Consider the following 23969-nt stretch of genomic DNA (forward strand, 5'->3'; position numbering starts at 1 on the left):
GGAAACGGATTTTTATGGACAGTTTCACTGTGGTTTTCACAACCTTGTCCATAACATGCAATTATCTGTATCCTCCTGCTGAGCGGCAGGGGGATTTTTTAATTCCGTTTTTCCATCCGGATAGGAAAGGATGAAAGTAATAAATGATTGAAAAAGCAGTTGTTTTGGATGAACAGGCAATCAGAAGAGCTCTTACAAGGATTGCACATGAAATTATTGAGAAGAATAAGGGTATTGAAAATTGTGTATTGGTCGGTATCAAAACAAGAGGGATATTCCTGGCAAACAGGCTTGCTGAAAAAATCGAACAGATTGAAGGCAAGAAGGTTGCGGTGGGAGAGCTTGATATTACTCTTTACAGAGACGACCTTACCAAAAAAACGACTGACGGTGATCCGTTAGTAAAAGGATCTGACATTCCGGCAGATATTACCGATAAGAAAGTAATTTTGGTGGATGATGTCCTTTATACCGGCAGGACAGTCCGGGCTGCACTGGACGCTTTGGTAGATATCGGGAGACCGGCTCACATCCAGCTTGCAGTGCTTGTGGACAGAGGCCACCGGGAATTGCCAATCCGGGCAGATTATGTCGGAAAGAACGTACCAACCTCGCTGCAGGAAAAAATATCTGTTTCACTTACTGAAGTAGATTCAGAAGACCAAGTAAGCATTCTAGAAAAGTAAATATTCACCCTTTTAACAAGCAGTCCCGAGAGGCTGACAAGGGGAAGGCAGACAAAAGCGGCGCATGGCGTCCGGCTGCCCTCCTTGTACCCTCTGGCAAAGAGGGTTTTCTTATGAAAAGAAAGTGTATCTTGTTTAACAGGTAGAGATATCTAGCTCTAGCCTCGACCAGGGTGCTTGCACTTTTAAGAACTAGGAGGATATATCATGGAACAAAAACGCGATGTAGTATTGGATATAAGAGATGTCCCGTCACCGGGGCAATGGATAACGTTAAGCCTTCAGCACCTTTTCGCAATGTTTGGCGCCACAGTGCTCGTACCATTCTTAGTGGGCCTGAGCCCGGGGATCGCACTGATTTCAAGCGGACTTGGAACGCTTGCTTATTTGCTCGTAACTAAAGGACAAATCCCGGCTTATCTTGGTTCATCTTTCGCCTTTATCTCACCTATTATTGCCGCGAAAGCACTAGGCGGTCCGGAATCAGCAATGATTGGCTGTTTCCTTGCCGGACTTGTTTACGGAGCGGTTGCGCTTCTTATAAAAAAAATCGGCCTTGGCTGGCTGATGAATATTTTACCGCCAGTTGTAGTTGGCCCGGTTATCATTGTAATCGGACTTGGACTTGCCGGTACGGCAGTTAACATGGCTATGTACGAAAATCCAGGAGCACCTGCCGGAGAACTTGTTTACAGCACTACCCACATTACTGTGGCATTAATTACGCTTGGAGTTACAATTGTTTGCTCAATGTTTCTTAAAGGATTCCTTGGCCTGATTCCAATCCTTATCGGTATCATCGCAGGTTATACTACTGCTTTCTTTGCTGGAATTGTGGATCTGAGCGGTGTTCAGGAAGCGGCATGGTTCCAAATGCCGGAATTCATGATCCCGTTTGCAACATACACCCCTGTCTTTTCCTGGGAAGTCGCCTTGATTATGATTCCGGTTGCGATTGTAACACTGGCTGAGCATATCGGTCACCAAATGGTTTTAAGCAAGGTAGTTGGAAGAAACTTTATCGAAAAACCAGGCTTACATCGTTCGGTTATGGGTGATGGGGTTGGAATTATGATTGGTTCCCTGATTGGCGGACCGCCGTTAACTTCATATGGGGAAAATATCGGTGTTATGGCCATTACAAGAGCTTTCAGCGTCTTTATTATCGGCGGTGCTGCTGTGATTGCGATCTGCTTTGGCTTCATCGGAAAAATTTCAGCAGTGATCAGTTCAATCCCTTCAGCGGTTATGGGAGGAATATCAATCCTGTTATTTGGAATCATCGCTTCAAGCGGCTTACGGATGCTGATTGACAATAAAGTAGACTTTGGCAATAACAGAAACTTAATTATATCTTCTGTCATCCTTGTAATCGGAGTCGGTGGAGCATTTGTAAAGCTTTCAGATGCGGTATCGCTTTCCGGAATGGCTCTTGCTGCTTTAATTGGAGTATTGTTAAACCTTATCCTTCCTGGAAGGGAAAAGAATAGCGGAAATATGTTTGAAGCGGAAAAAAAAAATAATCCGGTAAACGCGGCTTAACACTTTTTAAAAGAGGTCCAGAGAGGCTTAAAAGGGTGTTGGTAGTGAAGACGGAATAAGGCATAGTTTAGGCTGTCCCTGCTATAAGTATAAATATCAGGAACTGTCCTATGGCTTTGCCCTCCATCTTTACTCTAAACACCCTATCCTCTCTATGGATAGGGTGTTTTTTTTTACAGAATTAAACCAGCTTGCCAAGCGGATAAACTTCCAAAAAACAAGAAGGGGTCGATACTTATGAACTCTTTACTGACAATGAATGATCTGCAGGTTCACGAAATAAATGAAATCCTGAAAGATGCACAAAGCTTTGCGGAGGGAAGGCTGTGGGAGCCGGGTAAAAAACTGTTTGTAGCCAACCTTTTTTTTGAGCCTAGCACACGAACAAAATGCAGCTTTGAAGTAGCGGAAAGAAGGCTTGGACTGGATGTTATCCATTTTGAGGCTGCAACATCAAGTGTCCAAAAGGGAGAAACTTTGTATGATACAGCAAAAACTCTGCAGTCCATAGGTGCCGGTGCTCTTGTCATCCGCCATAAACAAGACAAATACTTCAATGAACTGGAAGGCAGGCTGAACATACCGGTAATCAATGCAGGGGACGGCTGCGGAAACCATCCGACCCAATCGCTCCTGGATCTATTAACTATCAAGCAGGAATTAGGAAGTTTATCTGGCTTAAAGGTTGCGATCATCGGGGATATCAGACACAGCAGGGTTGCCCGTTCCAATGCAGACGCTTTGACAAGGCTTGGGGCGGAAGTTGTGTTCTCGGGTCCCAAGGAATGGATGGATTTTAGTCTCAATACAGGAAGTTATGAAAATATCGATAGCGCCATAAAAACAGCGGATGTCGTGATGCTGCTCCGCATACAGCACGAAAGGCATTCCGGAGGCTCGGGTGTCCAGGATGGTGATTATCTTTCAAGTTATGGCCTGACGAAGGATAGGGAACGTTCTATGAAGCAAAACGCCATCATTATGCACCCGGCACCCGTAAACCGAGGAATGGAAATAGATAGTGAATTAGTAGAATGCGAGCGTTCTAGAATCTTTAAACAAATGGAAAATGGTGTGTTTGTAAGAATGGCAGTCCTAAAGAGAGCATTCGAAAAAGCTGAAGGAGGAAACGTGTATGAAGCTCATCATCAAAAATGGTTCGTTGCTAACTGAGGAAGGTAATCTGAAACAAGCAGATATTAAAATAGATGGAAAGATAATTTCCGAATTAAAAGAGAATATAGAGGCGGCCGGCTATGAAACGGTTGATGCATCCGGGCTGTTCGTTGCTCCGGGATTAATCGACCTGCATGTCCATTTAAGGGAACCGGGCGGTGAGAAGAAGGAAACGATAGATACAGGCACAAAAGCGGCAGCCAAAGGCGGTTTTACGACGATTGCGGCTATGCCAAATACCCGGCCGGTACCAGATACAAAGGAACAAGTAGAATGGCTGATTAATAGAATTGAAGAAACAGGGCATGTGAGAGTCCTTCCCTATGGATCGATTACAACGCGCCAGCTTGGACGTGAACTGACTGATTTTGCCGGAATGAAGCAAGCGGGAGCATTTGCCTTCACTGATGATGGAGTAGGCGTTCAGGAGGCAGGCAAAATGCTGGCTGCCATGAAACAAGCAGCTGAACAGAATGTAGCAATCGTTGCCCACTGTGAGGACAACTCATTAATTAATAAAGGATCGGTACACGAAGGGACTTTTTCAAAAAAACAAGGGCTAAATGGAATTCCGTCTGTATGCGAATCTGTACATATCGCAAGGGACGTTCTTCTCGCTGAAGCAGCCGGCTGCCATTATCATGTGTGCCATATAAGCACAAAGGAATCGGTCAGGGTTGTCAGGGATGCAAAAAGGGCAGGCATCCGCGTTACGGCAGAAGTTAGCCCGCATCACCTGCTGCTTTGCGACGAAGACATTCCGGGAAAAGACACCAATTATAAAATGAACCCTCCATTAAGAGGGAAAAAGGACAGAGAAGCACTAATTGAAGGACTGCTGGATGGCACGATCGACTTTATTGCAACAGACCATGCGCCCCATACAGAAGAGGATAAGGCTGAAGGCATGGAGCTTGCCCCTTTTGGCATCGTTGGACTAGAAACTGCATTCCCTCTGCTGTACACAAATTTTGTCCTAACAAACAAGTTCACGTTAAAGCAGCTTGTTGACTTTTTAACCGCAAAACCAGCAGAGAGCTTCGGGCTTCCTTACGGCGAACTGAAAGTCGGCGGGATCGCTGATATTGTGCTGATAGATTTAGAGAATGAGAGTTTGATTGACAAGAATAGATTCGAATCAAAGGGAAAAAACACACCGTTTCACGGCGAAAAATGTTTTGGCTGGCCGGTAATGACGATTGCAGAAGGTAAAATAGCCTGGAAAAAGGAGACAGCAAACATATGAAAAGACAGCTCATCTTGGAGGATGGAACAATATTTACAGGTGAAGGGTTCGGCAGCAGTGTGGATAAAGTCGGCGAGGTAGTATTTAATACAGGGATGACCGGCTACCAGGAGATCCTGTCTGACCCTTCCTACTGCGCCCAAATCGTTACTCTGACATATCCTTTGGTTGGCAATTATGGGATTAACCGGGATGACTTTGAATCCATCATTCCAGCGGTTCATGGACTCATTGTGAAGGAAGCTGCTGAATTCCCATCTAACTGGAGAAGCCAAATCTCACTGGATGAGTATTTAAAACAGAAAAATATCCCTGGCATCAGCGGGATTGACACACGAAAGCTGACAAGGATTATCCGCCAGTATGGAACCTTGAAGGGTGCCATTTGCGGGACAGAAAAGAGTCCCCAAGAAGTGATCCAGCAATTAAAAGCTACCGTTACACCGACCGACCAGGTAAAGCGGGTATCAACCAAAACAGCATACCCGAGTCCAGGCCGAGGCAGAAGGGTTGTTCTTGTTGATTACGGAATGAAGCATGGAATATTAAGAGAATTAAATAATCGCGACTGTGATGTTGTCGTGGTGCCTTTCAATGTGACAGCAGAAGAGGTACTCAGCCTGTCACCGGATGGCATCATGCTGTCCAATGGACCTGGAGACCCAAAGGATGTAAAGGAAGCAATCCAGATGATTAAAGGTGTCCAAGGGGAAGTGCCTTTGTTTGGAATCTGTCTCGGACATCAGCTGTTTGCCCTGGCGAATGGAGCGGATACAGAAAAAATGAAATTTGGCCACCGGGGATCCAACCATCCGGTGAAAGACCTTAAAACAGGGAAAATCGCTTTAACTTCCCAGAACCATGGCTACACAGTTCACGCGGAATCGCTCGAGAAAACCAAATTGAAAGTAACCCATATAGCTTTAAATGACGGCACAGTGGAAGGTCTGGCCCATACCGAATATCCGGCCTTTACCGTCCAATACCATCCTGAAGCATCACCGGGACCTGAGGATGCAAACTACTTATTTGATGATTTTATGACTATGATTGAAGCTGCCAAAAAGGAAGGGGAAAAATTATGCCTAAACGCACAGATATAAAAAGCATCCTGGTTATCGGTTCCGGCCCAATTGTAATTGGCCAGGCCGCAGAATTTGACTATGCCGGCACACAGGCCTGCATAGCACTTCGTGAAGAAGGCTACAAGGTGATTCTCGTAAATTCCAATCCTGCGACAATCATGACAGATACTGAAATTGCCGATGCAGTTTACATTGAACCGCTGACATTGGAATTTGTCAGCAAAATTATCCGCAAAGAACGCCCGGATGCCCTGCTTCCAACGCTTGGCGGACAGACTGGCTTAAATATGGCAGTCGAATTGTCAAAATCAGGTGTTCTTGAGGAATGCGGCGTTGAAATTTTGGGAACAAAACTTTCCGCAATCGAGCAAGCCGAAGACAGAGACCTGTTCCGCACGCTAATGAATGAGCTTGGCGAGCCGGTGCCTGACAGCGATATCGTTCATAACACGGAAGAGGCTCTTCGATTTGCAGAAAGAGTAGGCTATCCGGTCATTGTCCGCCCGGCTTTTACACTTGGCGGAACCGGTGGCGGCATTTGTTCTGATGAAGCAGAACTGCTGGAAATCGTCACAGGCGGATTAAAGCATAGTCCAGTAACCCAATGTTTGCTTGAAAAAAGCATTGCTGGGATGAAGGAAATTGAATACGAAGTGATGCGAGATTCGAATGATAATGCGATTGTGGTCTGTAATATGGAAAACATCGATCCGGTCGGAGTCCATACAGGGGATTCAATTGTGGTCGCCCCAAGCCAGACGCTGAGCGACCGTGAATACCAGCTGCTCCGCAATGTATCATTAAAAATAATCAGAGCGCTTAAAATTGAAGGCGGCTGTAATGTTCAGCTTGCACTTGATCCATACAGCTTTCAATATTTCGTCATTGAAGTAAACCCGCGTGTCAGCAGGTCATCAGCGCTTGCATCTAAAGCAACAGGCTATCCTATTGCAAAACTTGCTGCAAAAATCGCGGTCGGCCTGACGCTGGATGAAATGATGAATCCTGTAACGGGAAAAACGTATGCAAGCTTTGAACCGGCTCTCGATTATGTAGTTTCCAAAATTCCGCGCTGGCCGTTTGATAAGTTTGAGTCTGCCAACCGCAAGCTTGGCACCCAAATGAAGGCTACCGGTGAAGTCATGGCAATCGGCCGTACCTTTGAAGAATCTATCCTGAAGGCTGTCCGCTCGCTGGAAGCAGGTTTTTACCACCTTGAACTGAAAGATGCTGATGAAATAAGCGATGAGCTTATTGAAAAGAGGATCCGCAAAGCCGGAGACGAGCGCTTATTTTACATAGGGGAGGCATTAAGAAGAGGAATCACGATTGACCAGCTCCACGAGTGGAGTGAAATAGACCTTTTCTTCCTGCAAAAATTCCATAAAATTGTAGCATTTGAACAAGAGCTCCAGGAAAACCCTTTTGACAAAGAAATAGGTGAAAAAGCGAAAAAGATGGGCTTTAGTGACCGGACTGTTGCAGCGCTCTGGAATACAAATGAAAAGACTGTATACGAATGGCGCAAGGAAAAGGGTATTATCCCGGTTTATAAAATGGTTGATACATGTGCTGCTGAATTTGAGTCTGAAACTCCATATTTTTATGGGACCTATGAGGATGAAAATGAGTCAATCGTGACTGACCGGAAAAGCGTTGTTGTGCTCGGTTCAGGACCAATCCGGATTGGTCAGGGTGTTGAATTCGACTATGCGACAGTGCATTCTGTCTGGGCAATACGTGAAGCAGGATATGAAGCGATCATTATTAATAACAATCCGGAAACAGTGTCTACTGATTTCAGCATTTCAGATAAGCTTTATTTTGAACCGCTCACGATTGAAGATGTGATGAGCATTATCGATCTTGAGAAGCCAATCGGTGCAGTAGTACAGTTTGGCGGGCAAACAGCGATCAATCTTGCAGAGGCATTAGTTGACCGTGGCGTCAAAATTCTTGGAACATCACTGGAGGATGTGGACAGGGCTGAAAATCGGGATAAGTTTGAGCATGCTTTAACAGAGCTTGATATTCCGCAGCCTTTGGGCAAAACGGCAGTATCTGTGGAGGAGGCTGTTCTCATTGCTGAAGAAATAGGCTATCCGGTTCTTGTCCGACCTTCCTATGTACTAGGCGGCCGGGCGATGGAGATCGTCTATAAGCAGGAGGAACTGCTTCATTACATGAAAAATGCTGTGAATGTCAATCCGGAGCATCCTGTCCTGGTTGACCGCTATCTGTACGGGAAGGAAATCGAGGTTGATGCGATTTCAGATGGGTCAGATGTGCTGATCCCTGGAATCATGGAGCATATCGAACGTGCCGGCGTCCACTCAGGTGATTCGATTGCCGTATATCCGCCACAAAGCATCAGTAATGAAATAAAAAATAAGATAATCGAATTTACAACCCGCCTTGCCAAAGGGCTTAATATTGTCGGACTGTTAAACATCCAGTATGTCGTCAGCAAGGGAGAAGTATTTGTTCTAGAAGTAAATCCGCGTTCCAGCCGGACGGTGCCATTTTTAAGCAAAATTACAAATGTTCCGATGGCCAATCTTGCGACTAAAGTCATCTTGGGCCAATCGCTTGCATCAATGGGGTACGAGAGCGGGCTTGTTCCTGAAAAACAGGGTGTGTATGTGAAGGTGCCGGTGTTTTCTTTTGCTAAGCTGAAAAGGGTCGATATAACACTGGGGCCTGAAATGAAATCTACCGGTGAGGTTATGGGAAAAGACAGCACATTGGAAAAGGCATTGTATAAAGGATTGCTGGCTTCAGGGATGAAAATCCGTGAACATGGTTCCGTGCTCCTTACGGTTGCTGACAAGGATAAGCTGGAGGCTTTGAATCTGGCAAAAAGATTCCACAGCATCGGCTACCGTTTGATTGCAACAAGTGGTACAGCTTCCTCTATTAAAGAAGCAGGAATCCCGGTTCGGGAAACAGACAAAATTGGCGGAGAAGGCCACACCCTTCTTGATGTTATTAGAACCGGAGAAGCACAGCTGATTATTAACACACTGACAAAAGGAAAGCAGCCTGAACGTGACGGTTTCCGAATTAGAAGAGAGTCTGTCGAAAACGGAATTCCTTGCCTGACCTCCCTTGATACAGCAGATGCGATCCTGAAGGTTCTTGAGTCCATGACTTTCTCAGCTGAACCTATGAACAAATCAGAAAAGAACCCTGAGGTGACAATGGTATGATCAAAAACGAGCAGCTGCTGATTGTAAGCCAAAAGCAAATCGCCGAATCAATTTTTGAACTGACTTTACAGGGCGAGCTGGTTTCCGAAATGAAGCAGCCGGGGCAATTTGTGCACCTCAAAACAGGGGATGGCTATGAACCGCTGCTCAGAAGGCCGATCAGCATTTCTTCCATTGATAATGAAAAAAAGCAATTTACGATGATATACCGAGCTGAAGGCAGGGGTACAGTCCAGCTTTCGGAAAAACAAGAAAAACAGAGGGTCGATGTTCTGGGCCCGCTCGGCAATGGCTTTCCGGTAGATGCAGCATCAGAAGGTGATACTGCACTGCTGATAGGAGGCGGGATTGGTGTTCCCCCACTTTATGAGCTTTCCAAAAAGCTTACGGAAAAGGGTGTCCGAGTAATTCATGTGTTCGGCTTTCAATCGAAGAATGCCATATTCTATGAACAGCAATTCAGCTTGCTGGGGGAAACGCACATCGCTACTGTTGACGGTTCCTATGGCACAAAGGGCTTTGTCACCGATGTAATCGATAATTTGGAGGATGATTTTGACACTATTTATTCCTGCGGGCCAACTCCGATGCTTAAGGCTGTGGAGAACAAATTTCAAGGCCGCAATGTCTTTCTTTCTCTTGAGGAGCGAATGGGCTGCGGAATCGGTGCCTGCTTTGCCTGTGTCTGCCATGCTGCAGAAGGGGCTGGCGGGAAAACTTACCGCAAAGTATGCAGCGATGGACCGGTATTTCCAGCAGGGGAGGTTGTACTATGAGTAAATTATCTATTAATCTGCCTGGCCTTGACTTGAAAAACCCGATCATGCCTGCATCAGGATGCTTTGGCTTTGGCCGTGAATATAGCCATTTTTATGATTTAAGCAGCCTTGGAGCAATCATGATCAAAGCGACTACCTCTGAACCGCGCTTTGGCAATCCGACTCCAAGGGTGGCTGAAACATCTGCAGGTATGCTGAATGCAATTGGACTGCAAAACCCTGGCCTCGTGAAAGTTCTCACAGAAGAGCTCACTTGGCTGGAGCAGTTTAATGTACCGATCATTGCCAATGTTGCAGGTTCTTGTGAAGAGGATTATGTACATGTAGCCAGAGAAATCAGCAAGGCTCCAAATGTCCATGCGCTGGAGCTGAATATATCCTGCCCAAATGTGAAGGAAGGCGGAATTGCATTCGGCACTAACCCTGAAGTGGCCAGGGAAGTTACAAAAAAAGTAAAGCAGGTATCAGAGGTTCCTGTTTATGTAAAGCTTTCCCCTAACGTTTCCAGTATCGTTGAAATCGCCAAAGCGGTGGAATCGGGTGGTGCCGACGGGATAACGATGATTAATACCCTGCTGGGGATGAGAATTGATCTGCCTGCTGGGAAGCCTGCTCTTGCTAATACAACAGGAGGTTTATCCGGACCTGCCATCAAACCGGTTGCCTTAAGGATGGTGTACGAAGTCAGTCAGCAAGTATCCATCCCTATTATTGGAATGGGCGGGGTTTCAACCGCAGAGGATGCTTTGGAGTTTATCTTTGCGGGTGCCAGTGCTGTCGCTGTGGGAACGGCTAATTTTGTGGACCCATTCGCCTGTCCGAAAATTATAGAGGAGCTTCCTGTTCTTCTCGACAAAATAGGTGCTTCGCACATTTCAGAATGTATTGGAAGGAGCTGGAAAAATGAGGGAGCAATCATTAATTATCGCGCTTGATTTTCCAAACCAGAAGGAGACAGTGAATTTCCTCAAGGGCTTTAAGGGAGAAGAATTGTTTGTAAAAGTAGGCATGGAGCTTTTTTACCAGAACGGCCCGGCAATTCTTTCTGTAATTAAAACCATGGGTCACCAAATTTTCCTGGATTTAAAGCTCCATGACATTCCAAATACCGTAAAACAAGCCATGAAAGGTCTGGCGTCCCTTGGCGTGGATATCGTCAACGTTCATGCTGCTGGCGGGACAGCCATGATGTCTGCGGCAATTGAAGGCCTTGATGCTGGAACAAAAAACGGAGTACCGCGCCCGCTATGTATAGCAGTAACGCAGCTGACAAGTACCACTGAGGAACAGATGAACCATGAGCAGCTAATTGCTGGCAGCCTGGATAATTCAGTATTTCATTATGCAAAGCTGGCGAAAGCTGCGGGGCTTGACGGAGTCGTTTGCTCACCGCATGAAGCTGCGGGCATTCATCAGCAAAGCGGTTCCAGCTTTCTGACGGTCACACCTGGAATCAGGCAATTGGCTGACGAAATCCATGACCAGCAGAGGATCGCTACACCTGAGACTGCCCGGCAGCTTGGTTCTGATTATATTGTTGTCGGAAGATCCATAACAAAGGCGGCTGACCCTATTAGTGCCTATCATACAATCCGAAATGCCTGGGAGGGTGTGCAAATTTGAAAAACTATCTAGCCGAAAAATTACTGGAAATCAAAGCTGTTTATCTTCAGCCTAATAATCCTTTTACCTGGTCGTCAGGAATTAAATCACCAATTTATTGCGATAATAGGCTTACCCTCTCATACCCTGCACTACGGAAGGAAATCGCTAAAGGCCTCCAGTCACTGATTGATGAAAAGTTTCCTGGTACAGAAGTAATCGCCGGAACCGCCACAGCTGGGATCCCTCATGCTGCATGGGTATGTGATTTAATGAATCTTCCAATGTGTTATGTCCGTTCCAGTGCAAAAGGACACGGAAAAGGAAATCAAATTGAGGGACAAGTGAAAGCAGGCCAAAAGGTGGTCGTTATCGAAGATTTAATTTCAACCGGCGGCAGCTCAATTACGGCTGTAAAAGCTCTTCGGGAAGCAGGGTGCAATGTAGCAGGAGTCACGGCAATTTTTACATACGGAATGGAAAAAGCAGCGCTGCAGTTTGAAGAAGCGGGCATACCTGCCTTTGCGCTGAGCGATTATGCTGCATTGATCAACGTAGCAAAGGAACAAAATTATATTGAAGAAAAAGATATCAAGAAGCTGGAGAAATGGCAGGCAAACCCGGCCAGCACAGAATGGCTGGAAGGTTAAGTGATATTGGCTGGATTAGATGTCACACTAAGTGGCCTTTAGTCCAGTCTTTTTATGTTTAATTGGAAAACGAGTAACCTTTTACTTTAAAATAGATGTACGTAAATAGCTCTTGTAGTGGATAAAGACAAGTTTTAACGTAAGAAGGAATAGTATGGCAGTGTATATAGCCCTGTTGCGAGGGATTAACGTTGGCGGACACAATAAAATTAAAATGGCGGACCTGAGGAGCATGTTTGAGACTATTGGAATCAGCCCAGTGCAAACCTATATTCAAAGCGGAAATGTTTTGTTTGAGTCCAATGAAAATGAAGAATTTTTACGGGAACAAATCGAGCGGAAAATTAAGACTGTATTCGGATGCTCGGTGACCGTTATTTTGAGGACTGCCTCTGAATTAGAGAAGATTATGAACAATTGCCCTTTTTCAGCAGAAGAGATAATCGAAGCGGAAGCATCCTCTGAAGGTGAATGTCTTTATGTGTCCCTTATGATCGAAGCTCCTTCACAGAAAAATGTTGAGCGGTTAAACTCATCTGATAGGAAACTAGACAAATATATAATTGAAGGCAGGAATATATACCTTTTATTCCATCAGAGTGTTCGTAACTCCAAACTTGCATCCAATCTTAATAAGCTGGATACGCCTGCGACAATGCGCAACTGGAAAACAATGAACAAACTCGCAGCTATGGCAAAATCAATCGAAAGCTAATTAAACGATAGGCTATGTTAGTGTTCATTGTTGTTTTTGACACTATGTTGATTGGAGCGGAAGGTGCGAGATCATCGAAAATGCATTCGCATTTCCTTCGTGCGGTGTTTATTCGAGGATGATTATCAACGTCCTGCGGGAGAAGCGGACCAAGGGAGACCCCGCAGGCGGTAACGCCGAGGAGGCCCCCGGACCGCCCGCGGAAAGCGAGTGCCGGGAGCGGAAATCAACAGGCAAGTTTAACAGCGCTCAACGATAAAAAAAGAGAGGATCCAAAAGTAAGCTTTTTGGACCTCTCTTTCCGTTTGGCTAAATAAAAAGAAAAACGGCTAAATTATCTTTTGAATTGGCCAAATAAATTTGAAATCGGCCAAATAATTATTCATTCCGGCGAAATTAATTGTGTGCCCTGGTACAGTACCTCTCAAAAAGTGTGTAAAATAAGGGTTATTGAGTCTGCTTCTTATGGAATAGTGAAAATCCATCTGAAATCAATATTCTATCGCTTTGCTGCGTTGGCATTTTTATGATCTTTTAGCGCAAGAACAAGATCCGGATTCGGAGTAACATATACGGTTTGCTGATTATCATAAATGACAAATCCAGGCTTGGATCCGTTAGGCTTTTTAACATGGCGGACCTTGGTGAAATCAACCGGAACAGAACTGGATTCCTTTGCCTTGCTGTAAAAAGCGGCGATATTGGCAGCTTCCATAATTGTTTGCTCAGATGGATTTTCATTGCGGATGACCACATGCGATCCCGGAATATCTTTTGTATGAAGCCAAATCTCGTCTCTTCTTGCAAATTTATTAGTCAAATAATCATTCTGTTTATTATTTTTTCCTGCAAATATAGTATCTCCTTCAGAAGATACATACGTTTCAAGCTGCGGTTTTGAGTTGGCGGGTTTTTTCATTCCTTTTTTCTGCCTTTGCCTAATATAGCCTTCCTCCTGGAGTTCTTCCCTTATTTCTTCAATATCCTTTGGTGATGCTGACATTAGCTGCTGAAGGAGCATTTCAAAATAGGCTGTCTCCGTTTCGGCTTTTTCAATTTGCTCAAGGACTATACTAACCGCATTTTTTGCTTTTTGGTAGCGGGTAAAGTACTTTTGGGCGTTTTCAGAAGGTGTTTTTTGCGGATCCAGCGGAATGGTAACAGTGCCGCCTTCCTCATCGTAATAGTTTAACACTTCAATTTCCTTCATGCCCCGCTGCATCTGGTAAAGATTGGCGGTCAATAATTCTCCAAACAACTGGTATTGCTCCGCTTTCTCACTTTCCTGCAGAGTCCGCTGAAGTTTCCTGATTTTATTAGTGTTTTTCTCGATTTCATTTGAAATAAACCGTTCAAGGTCGTTGCTCTGCTGACGTACACGATCGCGTTCTGCCTTCCCGAAGTAAAACCTGTCCAGCATTTCCGAAAGGCTGGAGAAAGTTCGTTTATTGCCTGTAAGATGCTGAAGCTCAAGCATATAAAAAGCTTCTTTTCCATTTTGATCCATGATAGCAGGCTGGTATTTTTTGCTGGCGATATCGCTGATCAGTTCAAAAAAAGCAGCTGGCATGGTACTGCGGTTCGCTAAACCTGCCCGATGAACAGCCTCTTTCGCAAACAGCGGCGATACACCGGCAAACTGGGCGACAAGCTGCTTGTCCAGCTTGCCGGCGTTAAAGTCGATCTTTCCGAGAAGATCATCCTTCCCGCTTTCAAAAGGATTCATTTTTTCCTGGGCAGGTGGTGCAACATAGGGCTGTCCAGGCAGTACGGTCCGGTAGCTGTTCACCGCCAGAGAAACATGTTTGATGCTATCGAGAATCATATTCGTTTCCTTATCAATCAGGACAATATTGCTGTGGCGGCCCATAATCTCGATGATCAGCCGCCTTGAAGACATGTCACCCAATTCATTTCTTCCCTTTGCCTCAATAATAATAATCCGGTCAAGAGCAGATTGATAAATGTCTTCAATTACGTAACCTTCTAAATGCTTTCGCATCAGCATGCAAAACATGGGAGGAGTTTGCGGATTGTCATAGCTTTCCTGTGTCAGCTGGGCCCTTGCATAACTCGGATGAGCGGAAAGCAGCAGTTTATGGTTTTTTCCGGCTGCCCGGATGAGAATAATGATTTCATTTTTATATGGCTGATGGATTTTATTAATCCGCCCACCCTTTAAATTGGCTGACAGCTCTTCAGCCATTGCTTTTGTAAAAAGACCGTCAAACGACATATTTAATACTTCCTTTTCTTTTTATGTAGGCGGGATATGAATTCTGTATCGAAACTTCCCCAGCATCCTCAGATAAGGACCCTTTTTATTCTTCATTCGAGGTATACCCGCCATTTTGGAAAGTAGTCTTCCTGCCGGCGATTAAATCACCGGGTATGAGTACCTGGGGTGCTTTCGCTTTAAATTATAGCATTTTTTTGGACGAGTCTGAATAAGAATGAATTATGAGCAACGCCGGATTAGTTTAATTAAGAAGGGGAAGTGTGATGCGCACATGAAGTTCCGTGAGATGAATAAACAGGAAATCGAGGGGTCCCTTGGGACAAGTGCCCAGCATGGCTTAAAGGAGGATGAAGTTAAACTTCGTCAGAAACAGCATGGCTTCAATGAACTTCAGGAAGGGGAAAAGCAATCGGCGCTAATGTTATTTCTGGCTCAGTTCAAGGATTTCATGGTCCTTGTCCTGCTTGCCGCGACACTTATTTCCGGTTTGCTGGGGGAGTATATTGATTCGATAGCCATTATTGCGATCATCTTAATCAACGGATTTCTCGGCTTTTTTCAAGAAAGAAAAGCGGAAAAGTCTCTCGATGCGTTAAAACAGATGGCAGCCCCTCAAGTCCAAGTTCTTCGTGAAGGAAACTGGGTGAAAAAGCCATCACGGGAAGTTGTTGCAGGTGACATTATCCGGTTTTCAAGCGGTGACCGCATTGGGGCTGATTTGCGGATCATAGAGGCAGTCTCATTAGAAATAGAAGAATCTGCCCTAACCGGTGAATCCGTCCCGGTAACTAAACTTGGAGACCCGCTTTTTCATTCGGCGGAGTCTATCGGTGATGAAGAAAACATGGCATTCATGGGCACGATGGTCACACGGGGAAGCGGCATTGGTGCTGTTGTTTCCATTGGAATGGATACAGCGATGGGGAAAATTGCTGATTTGCTGCAATCCGCAGAAACAATGGCAACCCCGCTGCAAAGAAGGCTGGAGCAGCTTGGCAAAATCCTGATAACAGCTGCGTTATTGCTAACAATTATTGTTGTAGCTGTCGGAGTGCTTCAAGGTCAGGATATGTATACAATGTTCCTGGCAGGTGTATCGCTCGCCGTTGCCGCCATTCCGGAAGGATTGCCGGCGATCGTGACAGTGGCACTTTCGTTGGGAGTGCAGCGTATGATCAAGCAGAATTCCATTGTGCGAAAGCTTCCCGCTGTGGAAACATTAGGCTGTGCTTCGGTAATTTGTTCCGACAAAACAGGTACAATGACGCAAAATAAGATGACGGTTACAAACCTTTGGAGCGGTGGAACGACCTGGACAGTCAGCGGAACCGGGTATGAGCCTGAAGGGGAATTTTATGAAGATAAAAAAGCTGTAAAACCACAGGATAAAAAATCGCTGCATCAGCTGCTGACATTCGGACTATTGTGCAACAATTCGGAGTTTGCTGCCCGCGACGGAAAAAACGTACTCGATGGCGATCCAACAGAAGGCGCGATGCTCATTGCGGCACTTAAAGCAGGGTTAACAAAAGATAAACTGAAAAAGAGCTTTACCATTGTTAAAGAATTTCCTTTTGATTCAACGAGAAAAATGATGAGCGTTGTTGTAAAAGATGATGCAGGTAAGCAATTTGTTGTCACAAAAGGTGCGCCGGATGTACTGGTAGGACATTGTGAATCAGTGCTCTGGGATAACAAGCTGCAGCTGCTGAATAAGGATTACAGGCATTCGATCCAGAACGCCGTTGATACACTCGCTGCCCAGGCCCTGAGGACGATTGCTGTAGGCTATAAACAAATTAGCGCGGGAACAGTCCTGCTTCGTGAAGATGAAGCAGAAAAGGATTTAATTTTCATTGGCTTGCAGGGGATGATCGATCCGCCGCGCCCGGAGGTTAAAGAGGCTGTGAAGGAGTGCCATGAAGCAGGAATAAAAACGGTGATGATCACAGGTGACCATGTGGCCACTGCAAAGGCTATCGCCAGGCAGCTTGGCATTTTAAAAGGCAAGGAAAAAGTGCTGGACGGAAAGGCTCTCTCTGAAATGTCTGTACAGGAACTTGAGGATGTTGTTGAAGATGTGGCCGTTTTTGCCCGGGTATCTCCTGAGCATAAATTGAAGATTGTAAAAGCCTTGCAGAATAAAGGCCATGTAGTGGCTATGACAGGGGACGGGGTAAACGATGCACCAGCAATAAAGTCGGCTGATATCGGTATATCCATGGGCATTACCGGGACTGATGTAGCAAAAGAAGCGTCTTCATTAATTTTGCTGGATGACAATTTTGCCACGATTAAAGCAGCTATTAAAGAAGGGCGGAACATTTACGAAAACATCCGCAAATTCATCCGTTACTTGCTTGCATCTAATGTTGGTGAAATATTAGTTATGTTTTTTGCCATGCTGCTGGCTCTCCCGCTGCCATTGGTACCGATCCAGATCCTTTGGGTTAATTTAGTTACAGATGGTCTGCCGGCTATGGCGCTTGGACTTGACCAGCCTGAGGGGGATGTAATGAAACGGAATCCAAGAAGCCCGAATGAAGGAGTGTTTTCAAGAGGGCTTGGCTGGAAAATCATTTCCCGGGGCTTTTTAATCGGGCTTTCTACTCTTACGGCATTTATCCTCGTTTATAAGGATAATCCTGAAGACCTTGTGTATGCACAAACTGTTGCTTTTGCGACATTGGTGCTGGCCCAGCTTATCCATGTTTTTGATTGCAGAAGTGAAAAATCGATCTTTGCCAGAAATCCTTTTGGAAATAAGTATCTTGTCTGGGCAGTGCTCTCTTCCCTCGTACTCGTCCTTATCGTCATTTACTATCCGCCGCTCCAGGTTATATTCCATACTGTCCCAATCTTGGCGAAGGATTGGCTCCTGATCACAGGACTGGCTTCTGTACCAACTTTTTTACTTGCAGGATCATTTTTAATAAGTAAAACAAAATAGTTTATGATATAATTCAAAAGGTAGTAGAGTGTGCTCTATTACCTTTTTGTTTTTTCTCGAAAAAAGGTTACCTCGGCAATGCTGCTCCAAGTATGGCGGCTGCTGCCGTTCCTTATTCCGAGTCTCAAAAAGATGATGGATGGGATGTGGTATGTCATGGCAGTGAGTATGACCGGATACGGCCGGGGAAAAGCGGAAAGTGATTCCCTGATTATTACTGTAGAAATGAAAACAGTAAACCACAGATTTAGCGAGTATAATATCCGAATGCCGCGGCAGTTCTTGATGCTCGAAGAAAGAATAAAAAAAACTGCCAATCAATACATAAGAAGAGGACGGGCGGATATTTTCGTCACCGTTGAGGGTGAAGGCCTTGTAACTCGAAACCTCAAGATAGACTGGAAGCTGGCAGATCAATATTTTGAGATTGCAAGCCAGGCGCAGGAAAGATATGGACTTAATGCAAAAGCTGCAATCGAGGACCTTTTACATATAAACGATATTTTCACTGTCGAAGAAAAGGAAGCACAGAATGAGGAAGCAGAAACGATTTTGCTTGCTGCTGTTACTGATGCGCTTGAAGCTCTGCTTCAGATGAGAATGCAGGAGGGTATTCTCCTTGCAAATGATTTGAGGAGCCATCTGCACAAAATTACTGGTTCGATTGCCAGTCTGGCTGACTATGCCCCCGTGGTTTCCAAACAGTATGGGGAACGGCTTGCAGGGAAGCTAAATGATTTCCTTGCGGGTTCAGTCGATGAAAACAGGCTGCTTACAGAAGCAGCCATATTTGCCGATAAAGCAGATATAAGTGAAGAACTTACCCGGCTGGAGAGCCATGTTATTCAGTTTCATGAAACGCTTGAACTGCATGAGCCAATAGGACGTAAGCTTGATTTCCTTGTCCAGGAAATGAACCGGGAGGTCAATACCATCGGTTCAAAGGCGAACGACTCAAAAATCACAAAAGAGGTTGTTGAAATGAAGAGCCTGCTCGAAAAGATGAAGGAGCAAGTACAAAATATCGAGTAATCTGATTATGGTTTTAGCATAAAGGCCACAATAGAATTTGATTGGGGGACAAAGATGTCTATCAAGCTGATTAACATCGGTTTTGGGAATATCGTTTCCGCTAACCGGATTGTATCGATCGTGAGTCCGGAATCGGCTCCGATTAAAAGGATCATTCAGGACTCCCGGGACCGGGGCTCATTGATTGATGCGACTTACGGACGAAGGACGAGGGCCGTAATCATTACAGACAGCGACCATGTGATTTTGTCGGCAGTCCAGCCAGAAACAGTGGCTGCCCGCCTTCATGATCGTGATGAAAGTGTGGATGAGGGATAGGTGAACAAAATGGTGGAAAAAGGATTATTAATTGTGTTGTCAGGCCCCTCCGGTGTTGGGAAAGGAACTGTTCGCAAACAGATATTCTGCCAGCCGGATACAGCTTTTGAATATTCGATTTCAATGACCACTCGTAAACCCCGCGAAGGCGAAGTTGACGGAGTAGATTATTTTTTTAAATCCCGCGAAGAGTTTGAAGCTTTAATTGAGCAAGGCAAACTGCTGGAGTATGCTGAATTTGTGGGCAATTATTATGGAACTCCTGTAGATTATGTCCGTGAGACGCTTGATGCCGGTAAGGATGTTTTCCTGGAAATAGAAGTACAAGGCGCCAGCCAGGTGCGTGAGAAATTCCCTGAGGGGCTGTTTATTTTCCTTGCTCCCCCAAGTCTTTCGGAATTGAAAAACCGGATAGTCACACGAGGAACTGAATCTGAGGATTTAATTGGCCAAAGGATGCAGGCGGCAAAGGATGAAATCGAATTAATGGATTTATATGATTATGTAGTGGAAAATGATAGGGTAGAAAATGCCTGCCATCGCATAAACGCCATCATTGTTGCAGAGCATTGCCGCCGCGAAAGAGTTGCTATACGTTACAAAAAAATGCTGGAGGTTGATTGATAAATGTTATATCCATCCATTGATTCTTTACTTGAAAAAATTGACTCAAAATATTCGCTTGTATCTGTTGCCGCTAAACGTGCAAGAACGATGCAGGATAAAACTCCAACAAAGCTTGATAAGCCAGTTTCCCATAAATTTGTGGGGCAGGCGCTGGAAGAAATTCATTCAGGAATCCTGAAGTACACAAATTCCTTCGACGAAAAAAAGGAATCCTAATTTACCGGGACAAGAAAGTAAGCCGATAATTTTTAAAATTTACGTTCCATACTTTCTTATCCGCAAACAGCAAAAATCCTTGTCATTCTTTTATGGCAAGGATTTTTGATTGTAATCTTAAGGAAAGCCATATGGATAAAGGCTTTTGTAATAAAGTATGGAAGGCATTATCAGCCCTCAGGCATGAAGATTGTAATTAGGTGAAAAAAAGCGGACAATCCTTCATAATGTAATAAGGAAAATAGGCTGGAGGAATATACATGCTTAATGATAAAAAAATATTGCTTTGCGTTACAGGGGGAATCGCCGTTTATAAAGCGGCGGCACTAACAAGCAAACTGACACAAGCTGGAGCCGCGGTTAAAGTGATCATGAGCGATTCCGCGCAGAAATTTGTGACACCTTTGACGTTTCAGTCACTTTCACGAAACGATGTATATACAGACACCTTTGATGAAAAAGATCCGGAAGTCATTTCACATATAGACCTTGCCGACTGGGCAGACCTGATCTTGGTGGCACCGGCAACTGCTAATGTGATCGGAAAGCTGGCAAATGGCATTGCCGATGATATGATCACGACAACCCTGCTTGCAGCGACCGCACCTGTCTGGGTTGCTCCTGCGATGAATGTCCACATGTACAGCCATCCCGCTGTGCAGCGGAACATGAACCTTTTAAAAGAGTTCGGCTATGAATTCCTTGAGCCATCTGAGGGATATCTTGCATGCGGCTATGTGGGCAAAGGACGTCTAGAGGAGCCGGAGACAATTGCAGCAAAATTGGCAGATTATTTTTCAGGATCAAAAGCGAAACCATTAACGGGAAAAAGTATCATAATTACGGCGGGACCGACGAGGGAAAAAATCGATCCAGTCCGGTTTATTTCCAACCATAGTACCGGCAAAATGGGCTATGCACTGGCTGGGGAGGCAGCTGCAATGGGTGCAGTGGTGACTCTGATATCGGGACCGGTCAATATTCCTGCCCCTCAGGGGGTTACCCTTGTGAAAGTTGAATCGGCGGCTGAGATGTTTAAGGAAGTAATGAAGGAATTCCCTACAGCGGATGCCGTTATTAAAACAGCTGCAGTAGCCGATTATACACCAGCAGTTTACCATGAACAAAAGGTTAAAAAGCAGCCTGGCAGCCATGCCATTGAACTTGAACGGACAAAGGATATCCTAAGTGCACTAGGTATGGAAAAACAGCATCAGGTGCTGGTGGGATTTGCTGCAGAAACGGAAAAACTGGATGAGTATGCTATTGGAAAGCTGCAAAGAAAAAATGCAGACATGATAGTAGCCAATAACGTTACTGTCTCTGGAGCCGGCTTTGGCACAGATACCAATATTGTGACGATTTATAAAAAGGATGGCAGTAAACTGGAACTTCCGCAAATGAGCAAAAGGGAAGTTGCGAAAGTAATCCTTGACAAGGTAACTGAAATATTGACCGGGAATGATCGTTCATGAGCATTGCTTCAGTCATTGTTGACGTTCCTGCCAAGCAAACAGATAGGGAATTTGATTATTCCATTCCGGAAAAGTGGCAAAACATAGTCCGCCCCGGGATAAGGGTGGTTGTACCTTTTGGCCCAAGAATGGTTCAGGGCTTCGTGACAGGGTTAAAAGAAAGCTCGGACTTTAAAAAACTGAGAGAAATTAAAGAGCCGATGGATTTAGAGCCGGTTTTAAATGCTGAGCTTCTACAGCTGGGCGACTGGATGACTGAACAAACGCTTAGCTTCAAGGTCTCGGCGCTGCAAGCAATGCTGCCGGCTGCTATGAAAGCCAAATATGAAAAAAATATCGAGCTTACCAATGAAGATGCATATGAAAGGCTGCACGAAGATGTCCAGTCCCTTTTTAAGCAGAGGAAAATAATGCCTTGGAAAGAAGTGCTTGAGGCCGGTAAGCTTTCACTGATCCAGAGAGAAGTTCAACTGGGGAATCTGGAAGTTGTTTATTATGTGAAAAACCGGATGAACAAAAAAACGATCCGCTATGTTAAGCCCTTAATGAACAAGGAGGAGCTGACAGAGGCACTCCGTTCCCTTTCGGCCTCCGCAAAAAAACAGCGGCAAATACTCGAACATTTTTTATACGCCCCCGAGGCCCTTCCATTGAAACAGCTGCTGGAATCCGTCCATTCTACAGCTGCATCGGTAAAGGCACTTGCAGATAAAGGCATGCTGGCAGAATATGATGAAGAAACCTACCGTGACCCTTATGAGAACCGCAATTTTAAACAAACGAGCGCCTTTTGTTTGACCGATGAGCAGGCAGTTGCGCTGGAGCCAATCAATGCCGCTGTTGAAGCGGCAAAACATGAAATCTTCCTTCTATATGGTGTTACAGGAAGCGGCAAAACAGAGATTTACCTCCAGGCTATTGATAAAGTTATTCAAAATGGCAAGGAAGCGATTATGCTTGTACCGGAAATTTCGCTCACACCCCAAACGGTAAAACGGTTTAAGGAGCGATTCGGTAATCAGGTGGCTGTACTTCACAGCGGTCTATCCGTAGGAGAAAAATATGATGAGTGGCGAAAAATACATCGCATGGAGGTCAAGGTTGTAGTAGGCGCCAGGTCGGCTGTCTTTGCGCCATTCCAAAACCTTGGTCTTATCGTGATTGACGAAGAGCATGAGGGGAGCTACAAACAAGAGGAACCGCCCCGCTACCATGCGCGGGATGTTGCGATCCAAAGAGGGCTGTCCCATAGCTGTCCCGTTATCCTCGGAAGTGCCACCCCATCGCTTGAATCTTTCGCCAGAGCGCAAAAGGATGTATACAAACTGCTTTCGCTGACAAAACGCATGGGAAACAGCACGCTGCCCTCTGTAGAAATTGTTGATATGCGGGAAGAACTGCGGACTGGTAACCGCTCCATGTTCTCTGAATCTCTTTTTGCCAAACTGGAGGACAGACTAGCCAAAGGGGAACAAACTGTACTTTTCCTCAATAAGCGCGGGCACTCATCATTTGTAATGTGCAGAAGCTGCGGAGTTGTTATAAATTGTACTGATTGCGATATTTCTCTCACTTACCACCGCAGCAGCCATTCGTTAAAGTGCCATTACTGCGGGCATGAAGAGGGGATGCCGTCTGTCTGCCCTGAATGCGGCAGTGACCATATCCGTTTTTTTGGTACTGGTACCGAAAAGGTAGAAGAAGAGCTGGGGAAGATTCTGCCACATGCAAGAGTCATCCGTATGGATGTGGACACGACTAGTAAGAAAGGGTCCCATGAACGCCTGCTGAACGCTTTTCAGGAAGGAAAAGCCGATATATTGCTTGGAACCCAGATGATTGCTAAGGGGCTTGATTTTCCGAATATAACGCTAGTAGGGGTTTTATCCGCGGATACGATGCTTCATCTCCCAGATTTCCGTGCCTCGGAAAAAAACTTCCAGCTGCTTACCCAGGTCAGCGGCAGGGCTGGCCGGCATCAGCTTAAGGGCGAGGTGGTCATACAGACATATACGCCAGAGCACTATAGCATTGAACTCGCGGGCCGGCAGGACTACGATGCTTTCTTTGATAGGGAAATGAATATTAGAAGGATCAACCATTATCCTCCCTATTTTTACTTAGCCCTGGTTACGGTATCCCATGAGGATTTAATGAAAACTGTTTCGGTCACAGAAAAAATAACGAAGTACCTGCGTTCAAACCTGAGCCAGCAGGCAATCCTCCTAGGGCCTGTCGCCTCACCGGTCAGCCGGGTGAAAAATAGATATAGATATCAATGTTTGATAAAATACAAGCGGGAACCGGACCTGAACATGCTGCTGAAAAATATCACAAACAATTTCCAGCAGGAAACAGCGCAGGGCCAGCTGCAAATTGCAATCGATTTAAATCCGCAGATGATGATGTAAGGAGAAATACT

19 protein-coding genes are annotated in these 23969 nt (G+C 45.2%); 18 read left to right on the plus strand and 1 reads right to left on the minus strand.

Annotation, left to right across the window (positions count from 1 at the left end; all coding sequences use genetic code 11):
* Positions 1-143 precede the first annotated feature (143 nt).
* The 11 genes from pyrR (at position 144) to CVD28_RS16195 (ending at position 12690) form a co-directional block, all read left to right on the plus strand.
* Positions 144-686, plus strand: a complete 543-nt coding sequence (gene pyrR / locus CVD28_RS16145; protein WP_142384792.1) for a bifunctional pyr operon transcriptional regulator/uracil phosphoribosyltransferase PyrR — start codon at positions 144-146, stop codon at positions 684-686.
* A 207-nt stretch (positions 687-893) separates the two neighbouring features.
* On the plus strand, positions 894-2228 hold the full coding sequence (locus tag CVD28_RS16150) for a solute carrier family 23 protein (RefSeq protein ID WP_101593666.1): 1335 nt from the start codon (positions 894-896) through the stop codon (positions 2226-2228).
* Between the two features lie 237 nt (positions 2229-2465).
* The gene (locus tag CVD28_RS16155; protein ID WP_101593668.1) at positions 2466-3401 is read left to right on the plus strand and encodes an aspartate carbamoyltransferase catalytic subunit; all 936 of its coding nucleotides are present in this window, start codon (positions 2466-2468) and stop codon (positions 3399-3401) included.
* Positions 3364-4650: a dihydroorotase gene (locus CVD28_RS16160; RefSeq protein WP_101593671.1), complete on the plus strand. Its 1287-nt coding sequence runs from the start codon at positions 3364-3366 to the stop codon at positions 4648-4650. The genes CVD28_RS16155 and CVD28_RS16160 overlap by 38 nt, the downstream gene beginning before the upstream one ends.
* Complete coding sequence (locus CVD28_RS16165) at positions 4647-5753, plus strand: carbamoyl phosphate synthase small subunit (RefSeq protein WP_101593674.1); 1107 nt, start codon at positions 4647-4649, stop codon at positions 5751-5753. The genes CVD28_RS16160 and CVD28_RS16165 overlap by 4 nt, the downstream gene beginning before the upstream one ends.
* Entirely contained in the window at positions 5732-8944 is a 3213-nt protein-coding gene (gene carB, locus CVD28_RS16170; protein ID WP_101593676.1) for a carbamoyl-phosphate synthase large subunit, read from the plus strand. The genes CVD28_RS16165 and carB overlap by 22 nt, the downstream gene beginning before the upstream one ends.
* Positions 8941-9720, plus strand: a complete 780-nt coding sequence (locus tag CVD28_RS16175; protein ID WP_101593678.1) for a dihydroorotate dehydrogenase electron transfer subunit — start codon at positions 8941-8943, stop codon at positions 9718-9720. Before carB ends, CVD28_RS16175 begins: the two co-directional genes overlap by 4 nt.
* Positions 9717-10658, plus strand: a complete 942-nt coding sequence (locus tag CVD28_RS16180) for a dihydroorotate dehydrogenase (RefSeq protein ID WP_101593681.1) — start codon at positions 9717-9719, stop codon at positions 10656-10658. Before CVD28_RS16175 ends, CVD28_RS16180 begins: the two co-directional genes overlap by 4 nt.
* Entirely contained in the window at positions 10627-11346 is a 720-nt protein-coding gene (gene pyrF, locus CVD28_RS16185; RefSeq protein WP_101593683.1) for an orotidine-5'-phosphate decarboxylase, read from the plus strand. The genes CVD28_RS16180 and pyrF overlap by 32 nt, the downstream gene beginning before the upstream one ends.
* Complete coding sequence (pyrE, locus tag CVD28_RS16190) at positions 11343-11975, plus strand: orotate phosphoribosyltransferase (RefSeq protein ID WP_101593685.1); 633 nt, start codon at positions 11343-11345, stop codon at positions 11973-11975. Before pyrF ends, pyrE begins: the two co-directional genes overlap by 4 nt.
* A gap of 154 nt (positions 11976-12129) precedes the next feature.
* Entirely contained in the window at positions 12130-12690 is a 561-nt protein-coding gene (locus CVD28_RS16195) for a DUF1697 domain-containing protein (RefSeq protein ID WP_101593689.1), read from the plus strand.
* 499 nt (positions 12691-13189) lie between these two features.
* Here CVD28_RS16195 and CVD28_RS16200 read toward each other — a convergent pair whose 3' ends face one another.
* Positions 13190-14926: an Rqc2 family fibronectin-binding protein gene (locus tag CVD28_RS16200; protein ID WP_101593691.1), complete on the minus strand. Its 1737-nt coding sequence runs from the start codon at positions 14924-14926 to the stop codon at positions 13190-13192.
* Positions 14927-15200: 274 nt separating this feature from the next.
* Between CVD28_RS16200 and CVD28_RS16205 the strand changes: the two genes are divergently transcribed.
* The 7 genes from CVD28_RS16205 to priA all read left to right on the plus strand — a co-directional run bounded on the left by CVD28_RS16205 (position 15201) and on the right by priA (position 23958).
* Positions 15201-17879 (plus strand): cation-translocating P-type ATPase, encoded by a 2679-nt coding sequence (locus tag CVD28_RS16205; RefSeq protein ID WP_101593693.1) that lies wholly within the window; start codon positions 15201-15203, stop codon positions 17877-17879.
* A 156-nt stretch (positions 17880-18035) separates the two neighbouring features.
* Positions 18036-18911 carry a YicC/YloC family endoribonuclease gene (locus CVD28_RS16210; RefSeq protein WP_101594222.1) on the plus strand — a complete coding sequence of 292 codons (876 nt, stop codon included), beginning with the start codon at positions 18036-18038 and terminating at the stop codon, positions 18909-18911.
* A 54-nt stretch (positions 18912-18965) separates the two neighbouring features.
* Entirely contained in the window at positions 18966-19229 is a 264-nt protein-coding gene (remA, locus tag CVD28_RS16215) for an extracellular matrix/biofilm regulator RemA (protein WP_101593696.1), read from the plus strand.
* A 9-nt stretch (positions 19230-19238) separates the two neighbouring features.
* The gene (gmk, locus tag CVD28_RS16220) at positions 19239-19853 is read left to right on the plus strand and encodes a guanylate kinase (protein WP_101594225.1); all 615 of its coding nucleotides are present in this window, start codon (positions 19239-19241) and stop codon (positions 19851-19853) included.
* 3 nt (positions 19854-19856) lie between these two features.
* On the plus strand, positions 19857-20072 hold the full coding sequence (gene rpoZ, locus CVD28_RS16225; RefSeq protein WP_101593698.1) for a DNA-directed RNA polymerase subunit omega: 216 nt from the start codon (positions 19857-19859) through the stop codon (positions 20070-20072).
* Positions 20073-20332: 260 nt separating this feature from the next.
* Complete coding sequence (gene coaBC / locus CVD28_RS16230; RefSeq protein ID WP_101593700.1) at positions 20333-21547, plus strand: bifunctional phosphopantothenoylcysteine decarboxylase/phosphopantothenate--cysteine ligase CoaBC; 1215 nt, start codon at positions 20333-20335, stop codon at positions 21545-21547.
* A complete protein-coding gene (priA, locus tag CVD28_RS28490) occupies positions 21544-23958 on the plus strand; it encodes a primosomal protein N' (protein ID WP_101593701.1) in 2415 nt (804 codons plus the stop codon). Before coaBC ends, priA begins: the two co-directional genes overlap by 4 nt.
* The last annotated feature ends 11 nt before the right edge of the window (positions 23959-23969 follow it).

Source organism: Bacillus sp. M6-12 (genome assembly GCF_002860285.1).
Taxonomy (GTDB): Bacteria; Bacillota; Bacilli; order Bacillales; family DSM-1321; genus Peribacillus.